Here is a 16,904-nt window from a genome sequence, read left to right on the forward strand (position 1 = left end):
GATGATGATCGGGATTGGCACACCAAGAAAGAACAGTAGTAATGAGCGCATGGTAATTCTCCTGATTAGCGAACAGGTGGCACTGTTGTGGTGGTGACGTAGGCGTCATTTTCCAGATATTCCACGGCATCCCGACGACGACCGCCGTAGGTAGCGGCGAGGCTGGCGAAAAACGCACCGATCAGCAGCGCAATGAACATCCACAGCGAAGTCCAGGCAGCGACTTTTGCGGCAGTGTCAGCGGCTTGTTGCGCAGCCAGTTTGGCGTCGGCCACGGCTTTTTGAGTGCGGGCGTAGACTTCATCGACGCGGCGTTCAGCATCGGCCTGGGTCAGGTTGGTGCGCTGGGCAACCAATTGCGCCAGGTAAGTCCGGTCCTCGGCAGCCAGTTGACCGTCATTGCTCAGGGAGCGCACGAAGATGCGAGTCACGGTGCTACGGGCGGCGTCATCGCTGACGGCAGCAGGGCGATCATCGCGGAACAGGCTGTCGACGAAGTAGCCATATTGGTCGCTGTTGGTATTGCCCGCAGCAGTGCCAGCGGCTTGAGTCGCGGCACTCGCAGCGCCACCGACAACACTCGCCCCGGCCTGTACACCACCGCTGACGATGCTGCTCACCGAGCCGACGACCAGCGTCGCGGTCACCAGCGTTGCAACGCACCAGGCCAGGAAGCCATGGGCTGTGTCACGAAAATAGACTTCATCACCGTGCATGTAGGCCCACTTGACCCGCAGACGACCGGCAATGTAACCACCGGCGCCGGACGCCACGATTTGCGTAACGGCCAGCCAGACAATCGTTGAAATCCCCAGGCCCTTGGCACTTACATCCTCGTGGGCCCATGGTGAAACAGCCGAAAATCCAAGACCAAAACCAAGCAGCACTAAAATCAGCGATAACGCCGCCGCCGCAGCGGCACCGGCGAAGATCGCGCCCCAGGACACACCCGAGAGCGTGCTTGATTCTTCTGCGGCAGGATAGAAACCATCAGAGGATCTATTCATTGTTGTATCGCTCCAGGCAGGAAAGATGGTGTTACAACTCTTCAAAGGAGTAAGTGCAGTCACCGTGCCAGTCGACGATTTTAGATTAATCGTTTTATTTCAACGACTTATATATTTTGAACTTCCGCTGGCCATGCAAATTGCAAGGAAACGGTAATTGCAGCGGGTTTTATGCATTGGAGATCGAAAGCTCGCAGCCTCGTTTCACTCGACAGCTGCTACATGGAAATGCGTATCCCCTGTGGCAGCTGGCGAGTGAAACGAGGCTGCGAGCTTTTGATCTTTCCTCTACGTGAAGTTTTATTTAGAAAGTCGACATGCATTTATTGGCAAAATGCCCCCACACTCTGCCATGAACTGACTATCAGGCCAGCCCTATGACCCGCATCTTGACCATCGAAGACGACGCCGTGACCGCCCGGGAAATCGTCGCCGAACTCAGCAGCCACGGCCTCGACGTCGATTGGGTCAACAATGGCCGCGAAGGCCTGGAGCGTGCGGTCAGCGGCGATTACGATCTGATCACCCTCGACCGCATGCTGCCGGAGCTCGATGGCCTGGCCATTGTCACCACGCTGCGGACCATGGGTGTGGCCACGCCAATCCTGATGATCAGCGCCCTCTCCGACGTCGATGAGCGAGTGCGCGGCTTGCGAGCTGGCGGTGATGATTACCTGACCAAGCCGTTTGCCACCGATGAAATGGCTGCCCGGGTCGAGGTGCTGTTGCGTCGCCAGAACACCGTGACTGCCCAGGCGACCACGCTGCGGGTCGCCGATCTTGAGCTGAACCTGATCAGCCACGAAGCCAGCCGAGACGACCAATTGCTGACGCTGCTGCCCACCGAGTACAAGCTGCTGGAATTCCTGATGCGCAACACCGGGCAAATCCTGTCGCGGATGATGATTTTCGAAGAGGTCTGGGGTTATCACTTCGACCCTGGCACCAACCTGATCGACGTGCACATCGGCCGGCTGCGCAAGAAGATCGACCCGCCTGGCAAAGTCCCACTGATTCGGACCGTGCGAGGCTCGGGTTATGTCATTGCTGAACCCCTCTAACGGCTGGCGTTCTTCCAGCAGCCGCTTGCTTGCGCTCTACAGTTCGCTGTTCGTGATCTGGAGCGGGATTCTGATGGGGGTCATGTACTACGAAGTGTCCGCGTACCTGGACAACCTGGCCAAGCACTCGCTGATGCAACGCCAGCATCTGTTTTCGCACTTTCAGGGCCAACAACTGGCCGACGCCCTCGCCGTCAGCATGACCTTCGACATTCGCGGCATCGACGCCTACGGCCTGTTCGATTCGCAGCACCGCTACCTCAGCGGCGCGCTGCGGCACATGCCCGAAGGCCTGCCGCTGGACGGCAAGATCCACATGCTCGGCGACTGCGCCGAGTCAGACGACCCCAGCCTGCCCGCCGACAGTTGCGACGCGGTCGCGACCCAGACCAAGGACGGTCGCTGGCTGGTGCTGGTGCGCGATAACGGTTCTTTGTTTGCCGTGACCCGCATCATTCTGCACGCGTTGCTCTGGGGCGTGACGCTGACCATCCTGCCCGGCATCGCCGGCTGGCATCTGTTGCGCCGGCGTCCGCTGCGGCGGATTCGGGCGATCCAGGCAAGCGCCGAGGCCATCGTCGCCGGCGACCTGACCCGGCGCCTGCCGCTGTCCAACCGCCGCGACGAACTGGACATGCTCGCCGCCATCGTCAACGCCATGCTTGAACGCATCGAACGCCTGATGAACGAGGTCAAGGGCGTGTGCGACAACATCGCCCATGACCTGCGCACACCGCTGACCCGCTTGCGGGCGCAGTTGTACCGAATCCAGCAGCAGGCGGACGACGGCTCTACGCTGGCCGTGCAGCTGGACTCCGTACTCGGTGAGGCCGATACATTGATGGCGCGGTTTCGTGGACTGCTGCGGATTTCCGAGCTGGAGGACCGTCAGCGGCGTTCCGGTTTTGTGCAGTTGGACCCGGTGCCGTTGCTGCAAGAACTGCATGACTTTTACCTGCCGCTGGCGGAAGAAGGTGAATTGGTATTCAGCCTGCAATTGCCGGCGTCGTTGCCGATGCTGAACGGTGATCGGGCGCTGTTGTTTGAAGCGGTGGCGAACCTGTTGAGCAACTCGATCAAATTTACCCCGCCCGGTGGCGAGGTGGTTTTGCGGGGGATCAACGACGGTGGGCACACGCGAATCGAAGTGCTCGATTCAGGGCCTGGCATTCCGGAAAGCGAACGGGAAGCGGTGTTTCAGCGTTTTTACCGGGCCGAGGGCGGGAATCAGAAAAGCGGGTTTGGGTTGGGGCTGTCGATCGTCGCGGCGATCGTCAGCCTGCACGGGTTTGCGCTTGAGGTGGGTACCAGCGAACTGGGCGGAGCACGCTTGGTGCTCGATTGCGGGCTGGATTTGATACCCCAAACCTGAATCCCCACACCATTGTGTAGCAGCTGCCGAGCCTGCGAGGCTGCATTCGGCGACGAAGTCGTCGTGAAATCAGGCCCCGCAGTGTGTCAGGAAAATCGCGTTCGCAGGGTTTACGACGACTGCGTCGCCGAACGCAGCCTCGCAGGCTCGGCAGCTGCTACAGAGGTTGCGTGGACTTCTAGGTTGGGTAGTTCGCCCGCAGGGCTTCGAGGCCGCCCTGATAAATCCCGGCAAACAACTCCTCAACCTCTTGGTCACTCACCCCGACCGGCATGAACCGACCCGACCACGTCACCCGAGCCCCCTGCCCCTGGGCCTCTACCTTGATCGTCGCCAGGTACTCGGTCGCCGGAAACGGTGCCTGCAAAATCGAATAACTGTACGTCTTCCCGGCGTTATCAAACGTCTCCAGGCGCTCAACCACCACCGCCCCGTCGGACGTTTGCAAACTGCGCACCCGGCCGCCTTCACTCAATTCGCTTTTCGGGATAAACGGCAGCCAGTCCGGCAGCGTGTCGAAGCCGCCAATCAATTGCCAAACCTCATCGGCCGAAGCCGGAATGTCGATAAACGCTGATGCCTTTGCCATGTAATGCTCTCGCTCAATCAATAAAATTCAGATCGCCATGCTGTCGACGACACCGCCGTCGACCCGCAATGCCGCGCCCGTCGTGGCCGAGGACAGCGGCGAGGCGATGTACGCCACCAGGTTGGCAACTTCCTCGACATCCGCCACGCGCTGGATAATCGAGGTCGGCCGCGCCTTGCGCACGAACGCGTCGGCCTCTTCTTTGACACTGCGCCCCGATGCGGCGGTGGCGTCCTTGAGCATCTGCTCCAGGCCATCGGTCAACGTCGGGCCCGGCAGGATCGCGTTGACCGTCACGCCAGTGCCCGCCAGCCGCTTGGCCAGACCGTGGGACACCGCAAGGTTGGCGCTTTTGGTCACGCCATAATTGAGCATGTCCGCCGGGATCGCGATGCCGGATTCCGAGGACAGGAAAATCACCCGGCCCCAGCCCTGCTTGACCATGTCCGGCACATAATGCCGGGACAGGCGCACACCGGAGATCACGTTGACCTCATAGAAGCGCGTCCACTCGCTGTCTGGAGTGTCGAAAAAATCCACATCGTTGAAGATTCCGAGATTGTTCACCAGGATGTCCGCGCGCGGTTCGGCGACGAAAAGCTGCTCGGCACCTTCGGCCGTGCCAAGGTCGGCGGTCAGGCCACGCAGTTGCGCGCCCGGCACGCTCTGGCGAATGCTCGCCAGCGCCTGCTCGACCTTGGCCGTCTCGCGGCCGATCACCACCACCGTGGCGCCGGATTCGGCCAGCGCCTTGCTGATACCCAGGCCAATGCCGGCGGTGCTGCCGCTGACAATCGCCAGTTTTCCAGTCAGATCGATCTTCATGCTCAAACTCCTCAGATGGGCAATGGAGCGCGTTCGCTCACCAGTTTCGCGTCGCGCATCGCCTGCCAGAAGGCAGCGGGAATCACGGCCGAGAGTGCGGCGACGTCTTCAGCAATCCGGTCTGGACGGCTTGAACCGGGAATCACCGCCGCCACCGCCGGGTTGGCCAGCGAGAACTGCAACGCAGCGGCCTTGATGTCGACACCGTGGGCGGTAGCAATGCGTTTGATTTGCTCGACTTTATTGACGATCGCCGGGCTGGCCTTCTGGTATTCGAAGTGCGTACCGCCGGCCAGAATGCCCGAGCTGTAAGGACCGCCGACCACGATCTCGACGTTCTGCGCCAGGGCTGCGTCCATCAGACGTTGCAAAGCCCGGTCGTGGTCGAGAAGAGTGTAGCGACCCGCCAGCAGAAAACCGTCCGGTTGGGCTTCGGTCAGATCAAGGGTCAGTTCGCACGGTTCGACCTTGTTCACGCCCAGGCCCCAGCCCTTGATCACGCCTTCTTCGCGCAAACGGGTCAGCACTTTGAACGCGCCGGTGCGGGCCTGGTTGAAGTATTCCAGCCACTGATCGCCGTAGAAATCCTGCGCGATGTCATGCACCCAAACGATGTCCAGACGATCGGTTTGCAGGCGCTTGAGGCTGTCTTCGATCGAGCGCATCGTTGCGTCGGCGCTGTAGTCGTTGACGATCTTGTTCGGGCGGCCGTGTTCGAACACACCGCTCTTTTCACCCAGGTCGCGGGCGGCAGCGTCTTCGACTTCATCGAGGATGACCCGGCCGACTTTGCTGCTCAGCACGTAGTCGTCGCGGTTGTACTTAGCCAACGCGGTGCCCAGGCGAATCTCCGACAGGCCCGAGCCGTAGAACGGCGCAGTGTCGAAGTAACGCACACCGGCATCCCAGGCCGCGTGAACGGTGGCCTGCGCCTCGTCTTCAGGGATGGCGCGGAACATGTTGCCCAATGGGGCAGTACCGAAACCCAGTGCGCCGGGCAATTTGTCTTTCAAGCTCATGATTCAATCCTCGTCAGTTTCAGAGGTCAGCTGAGTGACCGTTGAGCAGATCCTAGATTGCGATGATCGGACCGTCCAAGACATAATGCGCAGCACTTGAGTCCCGATAGGTCTGACATGATCGACATCCGTCAATTGCGCTACTTCGTCGCCGTCGCCGAAGAAGAACACGTCGGTCGCGCCGCCGAACGTTTGCACATTTCCCAGTCGCCCCTGAGTCGGCAGATCGCCCAACTCGAAGAACGCCTGGGCCTGACCCTCTTCGAGCGCAGCCAGCAGCGCATCCGCCTGACCCGCGACGGCCAGACCTTCCTCGCCGAAACCCGCGCCCTGTTGACCCATGCCAATCGCCTCGAATCCCTGGGCAAGCGCCTCGGTCGTGGTGAAGAAGGCGGCTTGTGCATCGGCTACATCGAAAACGCCATGCACGCCGGCGTGCTGCCCAACGCCTTGCGGGTGCTGCGCGTCGATCGGCCGAATGTGCACGTTGCGCTGTACAACCAGAGCTCCGCCGACCAACTCGAAGGCCTGCGTCAGCGTAGCCTCGATATCGCCCTGGTCAGCGAACCGCCCGTCGCCGACGACCCGGACCTGCTGGGTTTTCAAGTGCTGGACGACCCGATGCTGCTGGCCCTGCCCGAGGACCATCCCCTCGCCCACCAGGCCACACTGACCCCGGCCGACCTCGCCGATCGGGAGTGGATCGGTGTGCAGCACCTCACCAGTCGCGCAGACTTCGTCAGCGCCTGCATCCGCGCAGGCTTCACCCCGGACATTCGCATGGAAGCCACCGGTCCCTTCACTGCATTGGCTCTGGTAGCCTCGGGACTGGGCATCGCGATGATTCAGAAAGGTTTGAGCCGCAACGCACCGCCGGGCGTGGTGCTGCGGGAAGTGCCGTGGATTGGCTACACCAGACCGCTGTGGGCGGCGTGGCACCGGATCAATCTGCGGCCATTGGTGGAGACGTTCAGGAAGGTGCTGACAAAATCAGGGTCGGTTCACAAAGACTGACATGTGCGCCAGGGCGGACTGCCTCATCGCGAGCAGGCTCGCTCCCACAGGGATTTGGGTGTGACACAGACAGTGTGTACACGACAACCACTGTGGGAGCGAGCCTGCTCGCGATAGGGCCAGTCCGAACACCGCAAATCCAAGACATGAGATTTAATCAAGCGGCCCTGCGCTTTTGTGCTTTGACCCGTTTCCCTTCCGCCGACTACAACAGCAACTCGCTTGTCATTCCGAGGGGAACACCAGATGCCTGAAAACAAAACCGCATTGCCCGCCAGCCTGGCGATCACTCTGGCGCTGTGTTGCGGCTTTTCGGTTGCGACCATCTACTACAACCAGACCATGCTGCCGTTGATTGGCGCCACGTTCAGCATTTCCGGCGCGCACGTCGGCCAGATCGCCATGCTCACCCAACTCGGCTACGCCCTCGGCTTATTGCTGTTCGTGCCGCTGGGCGATCGCGTGACACGGCGCTCGCTGATTCTCGGCATGTTGAGCCTGAACTTCCTCAGCCTTATCGCCTCCGCCGTCGCACCGACCTACTCATTTTTGCTGCTGGCCAGCGTGGTGCTCGGCCTGTCCGCCGTCAGCGCGCAAATCATCATTCCCGCCGCCACCGCCCTCGCGCACCCGGAGCAACGCGGTAGCGTGCTCGGCATGATGGTCAGCGGTTTGTCAGCCGGTGGCTTATTGGCGCGGGCCTTGAGCGGCGCCGTCAGTACCTGGATCGGCTGGCGCGGCATGTTCTTCGCCGCCGCCGCGATGAATGTGCTGCTGTTTATCGCGATCATGGTCCGTATGCCGATGACCGCGCCGTCGAGCACATTGCCCTATCTGGACCTGATGAAATCGATGTGGAAACTGGTGCGTGATCACCCGACCCTGCGTCGATCCTCAGTCAGCGGCGGCCTGATCTTCGGTGCGTTGAACGTGTTCTGGGGGTCCATGGCATCGTTGCTGGCGCTTGAGCCTTATCACTACTCCAGCGGACAGGCCGGGTTGTTTGGGCTTTCGGCCATCGTCGGGATCATCGCCGCCTCCTGGCTTGGGCGACTCACGCAACATTACGGCATCAAGCTCAGTTACCTGGGAACCGGCGCGGTGCTGTTGGCCTTCATTGCCCTGTACCTCGGCGGTGCCGCGGGTTTCTGGTGGTTGATCCTGGCGTGCGCCACCGCGCTGGACATCGGCAACCGGGCCAACCAACTGGCCAATCAGTCACGCATCCTGGCGTTAGCTCCAGAAGCGGTGAGTCGCCTGAACACGGTGTTTATGGTCACCTACTTTACCGGCGGCGCATTGGGATCGGCGCTCGGGGCCAGCGCCGCGGAGTATCATGGCTGGCCTGGACTGGCGGCGGTGGGCGCGTTGTTTGCGGTGTGCGGATTGTTCTCGATCTTTCATTCCAGACGCGCTGAAAACAGACAATCATAAACAAATGTGGGAGCGACGGTGCGAAGATTCGACCTGCTCGCGATGGCGGATTATCGGGCGAAATCGTCTTTGCCTGACAGACCGCTATCGCGAGCAGGCTCGCTCCCACAGGGTCGGTGTTTCGGGCATGAAAAAGGGACGGATCATCAGTCACTTCTTACCGAAACAGTTCAGCCCTGCGCAATCCATGTGTGCGGGCTCAACTCAGAATGCCGTACAGACAGGCTTCGCCGATATCAAGTCCTTGGCCACCCCCCAAGACAATTCGTTCCTCACGCCTCTGGAACACTGCAGAAAAAATTGTTCCTTGATTGAGGCGCCTGATCCCCTGATTACCAAATTTATTATCAAACTGACCGGTAAGAAGCAGCCGCGCGTACGTCACGCTGCCTGGGTTACCCAGTTCCATGCCGGCCACCACAATTTTTTCATCCGGTTGTGCGACAACCGTCGTCCACGCGCTGAGCCATTCCTCGAATAGGGTCAATACGGGCAAGCCCCCATTAAACAGTGGATCAGGTTCGCCATTTGCATTGAATATCATGACCATTGCACCGATCATGTCCGGCTCTTTGGCCAAGGCGGACCCTACGATGACAAGACGGTCTTGATACGCTATTAGCTGCTTCAGGCTTGCGTGGGGAGCATCCATGATGGCAATGCCATTTTTGCCAAAGTGCAAGTTGAGTTCACCCTTGCCGTCGTAGCAGGCTAACGCTACGAAATACACACCTTCACCGTCACTTACACGAAACAGCTCACCCCCCACAACAATTGCGCCATTGCTCTGAACAACCACTGAGGAAAGTAATGAGTTCTGGCCTTCAAAACGAACGTCGATATATCCCTTCCCACCACCACCGAATTCGTCGTTAAGTTCGCCATTATTGCGCAAAGAAATAAGCCAGCCTGCCGATGACTCTTCGCCCTCGTCGACGACGTAATAACCGTTGACTATCAGAATCCCGCCATCCGATTGGAGACAACCACGAGGCGCTCGAATATCTAGAGCACCCTGCGGTGGAAACGTCAAAACACGATTACCGAACACCAGATCAGAACTACCGCTGGCATGAAAACGGGTAATGGCAACTTTGCCTTGCCCAAATTCGTCAATCGCTAGTCCTATCAAAAGAATCTTGCCGTCAGGCTGCAAGAGGATGTCTGTAGGTCGGGAACTGTTCGCGCCAGCGAATGACCACTTAAGCATCCCGATGCCACCAGCGAAATCAGGATCCGGCGAGCCATCCGCTAAGGTGCGGTACAACCAGACTTCCTTGTCCACCCAAAGGGCATAGATCAGTCTGCTGCTCTCATCTGCCACTAATGCGCGGACAAATCCACGCGTGCCGGGGTCGGGATCGGGGGCGGCTACACCGAACCTGCCAAATTCAACATCGAGATCACTTGGTTGAGCGACAGACGATTTGACTTCCGTATCCATATGTTTTTCCCGGTTTTGGAATTGGTGCCCGAGTGGACGATGGAGTAATCAAATCGCGAAACCGTAACCGTCGCTACTGTCAGATCTGACAGTAGCGACGAATGGTAATCTGCCTCGTATCGGCCTTCCACCTTCGATATATAACAAGGCGGATCTTGCGTCCCTATTTACCGAAACAGTTATGTTCAACGCAATCCTGTAGGAGTGAGCCTGCTCGCGATAGCGGATTATCAGACGACATCATCTTTGCCTGAAAATCGCTATCGCCGGCAAGCCGGTCTCACTCCCTCAGGGTTGGTGTTTCGGGCATGAAAAAGGGGCGGATGATCCGCCCCTTTTCATTGATGTCCGATCAACGCAACGGCTGGCCCCGCGTCTCTGGCATCCGCAGGTAAACCACCGCACTGATCGCGCTGATCACTGCGAGGTAAATCCAGAACAACCCGCCATAGCCCCAGCCCGCCATCGCCGCCATCAGGTACGGCGCGGTGCCGCCGAACAAGGTCACCGACAAGGCGTATGGCAAGGCGATGCCTGTCACACGAACCTCGGCCGGAAATTGTTCGGCCATGGTCACCGCCGACGCGGCGCCGAAGCCGGTCATGATCACCATCGAGACGGTCTGGATCAGCGTCACTTCCATCAGGCTGATGCCAACATGCAGCAGGCCGAAGCTTGGCCAGGCCCACAGGATCGAGGCGATGGCGAAGGCGATCAGCACCGGACGCCGTCCGACGCGGTCCGCCAGTTTGCCGGCGAATGGCAGCAGTACCAGCGACACGCCAACGGAAATCACCCCGGCCAGCAAGGTGTCACGGATCGACATGCCGGTGATCAGGTGCACCTGGTTCGGATAGCTGACCATCCACACGTAGTTGAGCAGGTTGCCGGCCATGGCGATGCCGATCACGCGCATGGCATCGCGGCGATGGCTGAACAGCAGTTCGCGAATCGGGCGTTTTTTGCTGTGGCTGGCGACGCGCGATTTGAAGATCTCGGTTTCGCGCACCGACAGACGAATCCACAAGGTGACCATGCCCATCAACGCGGCAATCACGAACGCGACGCGCCAGCCCCAATCGTAGAGCGCGGTGTCGCTGCCCATCGACGCCAGGGCGAAGCCGAGCAGGAACGACACCAGCGTCCCGGCGTTGATTGCAAACCACTGCCACGACCCGGCGAATGCCCGTCGATGCGCCGGGGCGGATTCGATCAGGAACGCCGAAGCGGAACCGAACTCACCGCCCGCCGAAAAGCCCTGAACCAACCGGGCGAGCACCAGAATGATCGGCGCGGCAATACCGATGCTTTCATAGTTGGGGCAGATGCCGATCACCAGCGAGGCGACGGACATCAGCAGGATGGAGAGCGTCAGGCCTTTCTTGCGACCGTAGCGGTCCGCCAGCTGGCCCAGCACCGCGCCACCGATCGGGCGCATGATGAAGCCGACTGCGAACACGGCCAGCACCGACAGCAAGGCGGTTGCCCCGTCACCGGCGGGGAAAAACTGCTTGGCCAGGATGGAGGAAAAGGTCGCGTAGATGACCCAGTCTGTGTATTCGACGATGGTGCCCAGGGTCGCGGCGACAATCGCTTTTTTCTCTGCACTGTTGAGCTGTCGACCTTGGGTCTGGGCCGTGGCAGTGGCGTTGGATGAGGACGGCAGTTCGCCGTCCACCGTAGGGTAGTTGCTCATGGTTCTGGCTCCCGTGGGCGCTATTATTGTTGACCTTTAGACGCGGCCTCAGTGTTGCTACGGGAGAAATATCCAGCACCGACAGCTTCTCGTGTAGCGAGTTTTCAGGGCGGTTCGGTTGACTAAAAATCAAGCCACTGCATTGAGGTTTTCTCAACGCATGCACCTGTAAAACTCGGTTGAAGGCGCCCGGGCGAGCGAGTGTAAATGCAGGCAATCATGGGGCTGCCCACGACCTCCCCCATGCACTGCATCGACAATAAAAGTTTCGCGAGGAGATCCCGCAATGTTTGAGCAAACCAACAGCTTCATCGATGGGCGCTCCGTGCCGCCGCTGGACGGCCAGTACGAAGACAAAATCGATCCGCGCACCGGCGAAAAACTCAACGAAGTGGCCAGCAGTGGCCCAGCTGACGTGGCCATCGCCATCGACTCCGCCGCCGCGGCGCTGCAAGCCTGGCGCGACATGCGCCCGGCTGATCGCGGGCGCATCCTCAACGATTTCGGCCGTATGATTCGTGCCAGCGAAAACACCCTCGGCGCGCTGGAACGGGCCGAAACCGGCAAGCCCGGACGCGAGATGGCGACCCTAATGGACCTCACGGCGCAGTACTTCGAGTTCTACGGCGGCATCGTCAATGTCATGGACGGCGAAGTGATCAACCAGGGCCCGAACTATCATGTCTACACCCGTCGCGATCCGTTCGGGGTGATCGGCGTGATCCTGCCGTGGAACGCCCCGCTGCATCAGGCGGCCCGGGCGATTGCCCCGGCACTGGCCACCGGCAACACGGTGGTGGCCAAGCCTTCCGAACATACGTCGGCTTCTCTGGTTGAACTCGCGCGCATGGCCGTCGAGGCCGGGATTCCGCCGGGGGTGTTCAACGTGATCGTCGGCAAGGGCAGCGTCATCGGCCCGGCCATGGCGCATAACCCGCACATCCGCAAAATCTCCTTCACCGGGGGTATTCGTGCCGGTCAGGAGCTGGGGCATATTGCGGCAGACCGCATCCTGCCGCTGACCCTGGAGCTGGGTGGCAAGTCGGCCAACATCGTGTTTGACGACGCCGACCTCGACGCCGCGGCGAAAGGCTCGACCCTGGCGTTCACCTGGAACAGCGGCCAATGGTGCGCCGCCGGGACTCGACTGCTGGTGCAGGAATCGATCTACGATCGCTTCGTCGACAGGCTGGTGGCCGAGGTCGGCAAGCTGCGGGTCGGTCCGCAGGACGATGCGACGTCCGGCCCGATCACCACCCGCGCCCAGTTCGAGAAAATCCAGAGTTACTTTGCGATCGCCGAACGCGAGGGCCTGACCCCGGCCATCGGCGGCAAAGTGGCGAGCCATCCCGGTTTCGAGAATGGCTGGTACATCGAGCCGACCGTTTACACCGGTGTGACCAATGACATGACCCTGGCCCGGGAAGAAATCTTCGGGCCGATTGTCTGCGTGATTCCGTTCAAGGATGAAGCGGACGCGCTGCGCATCGCCAACGACAGCGAGTTTGGGCTAGGGGCCGGGATCTGGAGCCGTGACATTGGCCGCGTGCATCGGGTTGCCGGCAACCTTGAGGCTGGACGGATTGTGGTCAACGAATACAGCGGCGGGTTCGTCCAGACACCGTGTGGCGGGTTCAAGCAAAGCGGTTATGGGCGTGAGCAAGGGGTTGATGCGTTGTCGCATTACACGCAGCTCAAATCGGTGATCATCCGCCTCTGAAGTTCCTCCTCCGCCATCGAAAGGGTGCAGCCAGTGCTGCACCCTTTTTTCGTCCTCAAGCACACCTCCCTCCTCAGGTGAAAGAAGTACCTGTGGCGAGGGAGCTTGCTCCCGCTGGGTCGCGCAGCGGCCCCAAAAAATCCATGAGCGCTGCGCACTCAAGCGGGAGCAAGCTCCCTCGCCACAGGGTAATCATTGGTTCATAAATCGAGGATTACCAAAGCGCCAACGAGTACGCCACGATCAACCGGTTCTCGTCGATATCACTGGAAAAATTGCTCCGCGCACTGGCGTTTTTCCACTTCAGCCCCAGGTCCTTCAGCGGCCCGCTCTGAATCACATACCCCAACTCGGAATCACGCTCCCATTCCTTGCCAACGTTGACGCGATTACGCACGGTAACGTCGTCGCCCGACAGATAGCGGGTCATGAAGGTCAGGCCGGGAATCCCTACGGCGGCGAAGTTGTAGTCATAGCGCGCCTGCCATGAACGTTCGTCCTGATTGCCGAAATCGTTGATCTGCACCAGGTTGAGCAGATAACCGTCGGTGCCATTGATGTTGGCAAAACCGGTGTCGCCGCTCATGCGCTGATAACCCAGGCCCACTGAATGGCCACGGGCGCCATAGGTAAACATCGCGCCCAGCGCCGAGTTATCGACATTGCTGCCGCCCTCGTCGAGGCTGCGCGCCCAGCGTAAATCCGAACTCAACGTCTGCCCTTCGCTGATCGTCCATTTGTGGTTCAGGGTCAGGTAATGCTGCTGATAAATTCCCTCCAGCTCACCGTAGTGATAAGCCGTGCTCAGCGCCGGCGCCCAGCGGTAGGTGGCCCCGGCAAAGTCGAAACGGTCACTGGTGGTATGGCGACCCAGACGGATGTTGCGCGAGCCTCCGTTGAAGACGCTCATGTCTTCATTGTCGGAAGAGTTGCGCAGGTTGGTCTGGTCGAGCCGCCCAAGGTCCAGCGACAGCCTGTCCAGGTCCGCGCTGTTGAGCCAGGCGCCGCGAAAGGTTTGTGGCAGCAGGCGTGAATCGTTGTACATCACCACAGGCATCCGCGGCAGCAAGGTACCGACTTTCAGGGTGCTGCGCGCCAGGCGCAGTTTGCCGGTCAGGCCCAGTTCGCCGTAATCATCCTCGGCTCGTCCACCCGGTCCGCGAGCAGTATTGAGCAGGCCGGTGCCGCTGCGATCCGGTGATGAATCGAGCTTGACCCCGACCAATCCGATAGCGTCAAAACCGACCCCGATCATGCCGTCGGTGTAACCCGATTCCAGCCGCAGAATGAACCCCTGCGCCCAATCTTCGGCCTTGCTTTGGGCGACGCCGGACTGGCGAAAATCACGGTTGAAGTAGTAGTTGCGCAGCTCCAGGCTGCTTTTGCTGTCCTGAAGAAGGTCGGCGCAGGCCGGGTTCAACAGGGTGCTCGCTGCACTGCACAAAGCCAGTTGCGAAACCAGGGGGAATCCCTTCCGGGCGTTGGACAAAGGACTGTTCATGGGGGCTTTTCTCTTATTTTTTTCAGGTTCGGCCACGCGCCAGACAGACGCGTGACGGTCGATCCTGAAAGCCCCGCTGCTGACCGACAATCGAGAAAAACACGCCCCTGCCTTGAGTTTTAATCAAGTGGGTTTAGGCTCTGGGTTACGTACACTGCGCGCCGCTCCTCCCATAAGAACAAGAGTTGCTCACCATGGAACGTCTGCCTCCGCTGAATGCCATCCGTGCCTTCGAATCCGTCGCCCGGCATTTGAGCATCACCCTGGCCGCCGATGAATTGAACGTCACCCCGGGTGCAGTCAGCCGGCAGATCCGCACGCTGGAAGAATTCCTCAAGCTCGACCTGTTCGTGCGCGGGCACCGCCAGATCACCCTGACCGCCGCCGGCGAGCAATACTTTCGCGCCGTGGCCCGGGTGGTCGAGGACTTGCGCGGGGCCACCAAAAAACTGATGTCCCCGCCGTTGCGCCGGCAGCTCAAGGTCCGCGCCTACACCACGTTCGCCATGCAGTGGCTGATCCCTCGTCTGGCGAGTTTTCACGCGCAGAACCCGAAGATCGAAGTGCTGCTGACCGCCTCCCTCGAACCGGTGGACTTCTACAAGGAAGACATCGACGCCGCCATCCGCCTCGGCTCCGGCGAGTGGCCCAACTGCAATTGCCATGTCCTCAGCGATAACCAGTTGGCCCCGGTGTGCAGCCCGTCCCTGTTGCAACATGGCCCGGGGTTGCAGACCCCGGCCGACATCGCCAACTACACCATGCTGCACTCGATCGCCCGTCTCGAAGACTGGCGCTATTGGCTGGAAGCCTGCGACGTCAGTCGCGAGGTCGATGCGCACGCGGGCATGACCTATCAGAGCTCGTCGATGGTGTACGCCGCCGCTGTCGGCGGTCAGGGCATCGCCATGGCGCAGCTGTTTCTGGTGAGCAAGGAACTGCAGGACGGCACGCTGATCCGGCCGTTCGAACAGGTGGTGGACATGGGCGTATACACCTATTACTTGCTGATTCCCAAGCACCGCGAGGAAAGCGAAGACCTGCGGATTTTCCGTGAATGGGTCCTCGAACAGGCACGCATCACCCGCGACCTGGCTTGAGCTTTAATCAAAACACAGCGGCGTAAAACTGCTTTGTCGGTCGTTTGTCGGCGTGTCTAGCATGGGTCTCCATTCATAAAAAAGAGACCTGCCATGACCACCTTCGATACGCTTTCCATTGGCTTCATCGGCCTCGGTGCCATGGGCCAGAAAATGGCCCGCCATCTGCTCGACCAGGGCTTTGACCTGAACCTGTTCGACCCCAATCCCCAAGCACTCGTGCCGTTGCTTGAGCGCGGAGCGCGCAGCCATGCCACGCCGCGAGAAGTGGCGGACCACGCGCACATCGTGCTGGTGTGCGTGCCGACTCCGGACATCGTTGAAAGCGTGGTGCTCGGTGTTGACGGCGTCATCCACGGCGAAAAGGTCAGCATTCTGGTTGACCACTCCACCACCGGCCCGAGCCTGGCCCGGCGCCTGCAAGCGGCGTTGGCCGAACGCGACATCGCCGCCCTCGATGCACCGCTGGCCGGCGGTGTCGCGGGTGCGCAAAACGGCACGCTGTCGGTGATGGTCGGCGGTGATCGCGCGGCTTACGAGCGTTGTGCGCCGGTGTTCGCCGCTTTCGGCAAGAAGGTCGAACACATCGGCACCGAACCGGGGCTGGGCCAGACCCTGAAACTGGTCAACAACATGATCGTCGCCGCCACCCTGGTGGCCACCAGCGAAGCCATGTTGTTCGGGGTCAAGGCCGGGCTCGATCCACGGCAGATGGTGAACATGCTCAACGCCAGCACCGCGCGCAGTTTCACCAGCGAACAGATCCTCGCGGGCACCGTAATGCGCCGGGAATTCGATTTCGGCTTTCGCCTGGATTTGATGCGCAAGGATGTGCGGTTGTTTCTGGCCGAGGCGGAAAGCACCGGCGTGCCGGCCTTCACCTCTGCGGTGGTCAAGCAGTTCTTCGATCAAGCCTTGAGCGAAGGCGATCCGGCGCGGGACATGACCCAGGTGGTGAAAGTGCTGGAGCAGATGGCGGGTGTCACATTGCAAGGCTGAGTTTCCATTAACGCCGCAAATCCCCCTGTGGGAGCGAGCCTGCTCGCGATTGCGGTGTGTCAGTTGACATGTTTGTTGACTGACACACCGTAATCGCGAGCAGGCTCGCTCCCACAGGTATTG

14 protein-coding genes are annotated in these 16,904 nt (G+C 60.3%); 7 read left to right on the forward strand and 7 right to left on the reverse strand.

Annotated features, from left to right (window positions below; genetic code table 11):
* Window positions 1–65: 65 nt before the first annotated feature.
* A complete protein-coding gene (locus ACRC4F_RS07615) occupies window positions 66–1,007 on the reverse strand; it encodes a hypothetical protein (protein WP_438658752.1) in 942 nt (313 codons plus the stop codon).
* 377 nt (window positions 1,008–1,384) lie between these two features.
* On the opposite strand from ACRC4F_RS07615, the gene ACRC4F_RS07620 reads away from it, so the two are divergent.
* Both ACRC4F_RS07620 and ACRC4F_RS07625 read left to right on the forward strand, forming a co-directional pair.
* Entirely contained in the window at window positions 1,385–2,068 is a 684-nt protein-coding gene (locus ACRC4F_RS07620; protein WP_438658753.1) for a response regulator transcription factor, read from the forward strand.
* On the forward strand, window positions 2,046–3,440 hold the full coding sequence (locus tag ACRC4F_RS07625; RefSeq protein WP_438658754.1) for a sensor histidine kinase: 1,395 nt from the start codon (window positions 2,046–2,048) through the stop codon (window positions 3,438–3,440). Before ACRC4F_RS07620 ends, ACRC4F_RS07625 begins: the two co-directional genes overlap by 23 nt.
* 178 nt (window positions 3,441–3,618) lie before the next feature.
* Here ACRC4F_RS07625 and ACRC4F_RS07630 read toward each other — a convergent pair whose 3' ends face one another.
* Genes ACRC4F_RS07630 through ACRC4F_RS07640 form a run of 3 tightly spaced genes read right to left on the reverse strand, consistent with a single transcriptional unit; the run spans window position 3,619 to window position 5,873 of the window.
* Window positions 3,619–4,029, reverse strand: a complete 411-nt coding sequence (locus ACRC4F_RS07630) for an SRPBCC family protein (RefSeq protein WP_438658755.1) — start codon at window positions 4,027–4,029, stop codon at window positions 3,619–3,621.
* A gap of 27 nt (window positions 4,030–4,056) precedes the next feature.
* The gene (locus ACRC4F_RS07635; RefSeq protein WP_438658756.1) at window positions 4,057–4,854 is read right to left on the reverse strand and encodes an SDR family NAD(P)-dependent oxidoreductase; all 798 of its coding nucleotides are present in this window, start codon (window positions 4,852–4,854) and stop codon (window positions 4,057–4,059) included.
* 11 nt (window positions 4,855–4,865) lie between these two features.
* A complete protein-coding gene (locus ACRC4F_RS07640; RefSeq protein WP_438658757.1) occupies window positions 4,866–5,873 on the reverse strand; it encodes an aldo/keto reductase in 1,008 nt (335 codons plus the stop codon).
* A gap of 117 nt (window positions 5,874–5,990) precedes the next feature.
* On the opposite strand from ACRC4F_RS07640, the gene ACRC4F_RS07645 reads away from it, so the two are divergent.
* Both ACRC4F_RS07645 and ACRC4F_RS07650 read left to right on the forward strand, forming a co-directional pair.
* Window positions 5,991–6,887, forward strand: coding sequence for a LysR substrate-binding domain-containing protein (locus ACRC4F_RS07645; RefSeq protein WP_438658758.1), 897 nt, complete (start codon window positions 5,991–5,993; stop codon window positions 6,885–6,887).
* Between the two features lie 246 nt (window positions 6,888–7,133).
* A complete protein-coding gene (locus ACRC4F_RS07650) occupies window positions 7,134–8,321 on the forward strand; it encodes an MFS transporter (protein ID WP_438658759.1) in 1,188 nt (395 codons plus the stop codon).
* A 199-nt stretch (window positions 8,322–8,520) separates the two neighbouring features.
* Here the strand turns inward: ACRC4F_RS07650 and ACRC4F_RS07655 are convergent, their stop codons facing one another.
* Both ACRC4F_RS07655 and ACRC4F_RS07660 read right to left on the reverse strand, forming a co-directional pair.
* Window positions 8,521–9,765, reverse strand: a complete 1,245-nt coding sequence (locus ACRC4F_RS07655; RefSeq protein WP_438658760.1) for a delta-60 repeat domain-containing protein — start codon at window positions 9,763–9,765, stop codon at window positions 8,521–8,523.
* A 352-nt stretch (window positions 9,766–10,117) separates the two neighbouring features.
* Complete coding sequence (locus ACRC4F_RS07660; RefSeq protein WP_438658761.1) at window positions 10,118–11,461, reverse strand: MFS transporter; 1,344 nt, start codon at window positions 11,459–11,461, stop codon at window positions 10,118–10,120.
* A gap of 286 nt (window positions 11,462–11,747) precedes the next feature.
* On the opposite strand from ACRC4F_RS07660, the gene ACRC4F_RS07665 reads away from it, so the two are divergent.
* Window positions 11,748–13,181 (forward strand): aldehyde dehydrogenase family protein, encoded by a 1,434-nt coding sequence (locus ACRC4F_RS07665; RefSeq protein ID WP_438658762.1) that lies wholly within the window; start codon window positions 11,748–11,750, stop codon window positions 13,179–13,181.
* A gap of 214 nt (window positions 13,182–13,395) precedes the next feature.
* Here the strand turns inward: ACRC4F_RS07665 and ACRC4F_RS07670 are convergent, their stop codons facing one another.
* A complete protein-coding gene (locus ACRC4F_RS07670; protein WP_438658763.1) occupies window positions 13,396–14,682 on the reverse strand; it encodes an OprD family porin in 1,287 nt (428 codons plus the stop codon).
* 194 nt (window positions 14,683–14,876) lie between these two features.
* On the opposite strand from ACRC4F_RS07670, the gene gcvA reads away from it, so the two are divergent.
* Both gcvA and ACRC4F_RS07680 read left to right on the forward strand, forming a co-directional pair.
* Complete coding sequence (gene gcvA, locus ACRC4F_RS07675; protein ID WP_438658764.1) at window positions 14,877–15,782, forward strand: transcriptional regulator GcvA; 906 nt, start codon at window positions 14,877–14,879, stop codon at window positions 15,780–15,782.
* A 93-nt stretch (window positions 15,783–15,875) separates the two neighbouring features.
* The gene (locus tag ACRC4F_RS07680; RefSeq protein ID WP_438658765.1) at window positions 15,876–16,781 is read left to right on the forward strand and encodes an NAD(P)-dependent oxidoreductase; all 906 of its coding nucleotides are present in this window, start codon (window positions 15,876–15,878) and stop codon (window positions 16,779–16,781) included.
* Window positions 16,782–16,904 lie beyond the last annotated feature (123 nt).

The organism is Pseudomonas sp. (assembly GCF_051660785.1).
Taxonomy (GTDB): Bacteria; Pseudomonadota; Gammaproteobacteria; order Pseudomonadales; family Pseudomonadaceae; genus Aquipseudomonas.

Excerpts from the sequence above, each read along its gene's own strand:
- ACRC4F_RS07615 (WP_438658752.1), bottom strand. The coding sequence starts at position 1,007 with ATGAATAGATCCTCTGATGGTTTCTATCCTGCCGCAGAAGAATCAAGC.
- ACRC4F_RS07620 (WP_438658753.1), top strand. The coding sequence starts at position 1,385 with ATGACCCGCATCTTGACCATCGAAGACGACGCCGTGACCGCCCGGGAA.
- ACRC4F_RS07625 (WP_438658754.1), top strand. The coding sequence starts at position 2,046 with ATGTCATTGCTGAACCCCTCTAACGGCTGGCGTTCTTCCAGCAGCCGC.
- ACRC4F_RS07630 (WP_438658755.1), bottom strand. The coding sequence starts at position 4,029 with ATGGCAAAGGCATCAGCGTTTATCGACATTCCGGCTTCGGCCGATGAG.
- ACRC4F_RS07635 (WP_438658756.1), bottom strand. The coding sequence starts at position 4,854 with ATGAAGATCGATCTGACTGGAAAACTGGCGATTGTCAGCGGCAGCACC.
- ACRC4F_RS07640 (WP_438658757.1), bottom strand. The coding sequence starts at position 5,873 with ATGAGCTTGAAAGACAAATTGCCCGGCGCACTGGGTTTCGGTACTGCC.
- ACRC4F_RS07645 (WP_438658758.1), top strand. The coding sequence starts at position 5,991 with ATGATCGACATCCGTCAATTGCGCTACTTCGTCGCCGTCGCCGAAGAA.
- ACRC4F_RS07650 (WP_438658759.1), top strand. The coding sequence starts at position 7,134 with ATGCCTGAAAACAAAACCGCATTGCCCGCCAGCCTGGCGATCACTCTG.
- ACRC4F_RS07655 (WP_438658760.1), bottom strand. The coding sequence starts at position 9,765 with ATGGATACGGAAGTCAAATCGTCTGTCGCTCAACCAAGTGATCTCGAT.
- ACRC4F_RS07660 (WP_438658761.1), bottom strand. The coding sequence starts at position 11,461 with ATGAGCAACTACCCTACGGTGGACGGCGAACTGCCGTCCTCATCCAAC.
- ACRC4F_RS07665 (WP_438658762.1), top strand. The coding sequence starts at position 11,748 with ATGTTTGAGCAAACCAACAGCTTCATCGATGGGCGCTCCGTGCCGCCG.
- ACRC4F_RS07670 (WP_438658763.1), bottom strand. The coding sequence starts at position 14,682 with ATGAACAGTCCTTTGTCCAACGCCCGGAAGGGATTCCCCCTGGTTTCG.
- gcvA (WP_438658764.1), top strand. The coding sequence starts at position 14,877 with ATGGAACGTCTGCCTCCGCTGAATGCCATCCGTGCCTTCGAATCCGTC.
- ACRC4F_RS07680 (WP_438658765.1), top strand. The coding sequence starts at position 15,876 with ATGACCACCTTCGATACGCTTTCCATTGGCTTCATCGGCCTCGGTGCC.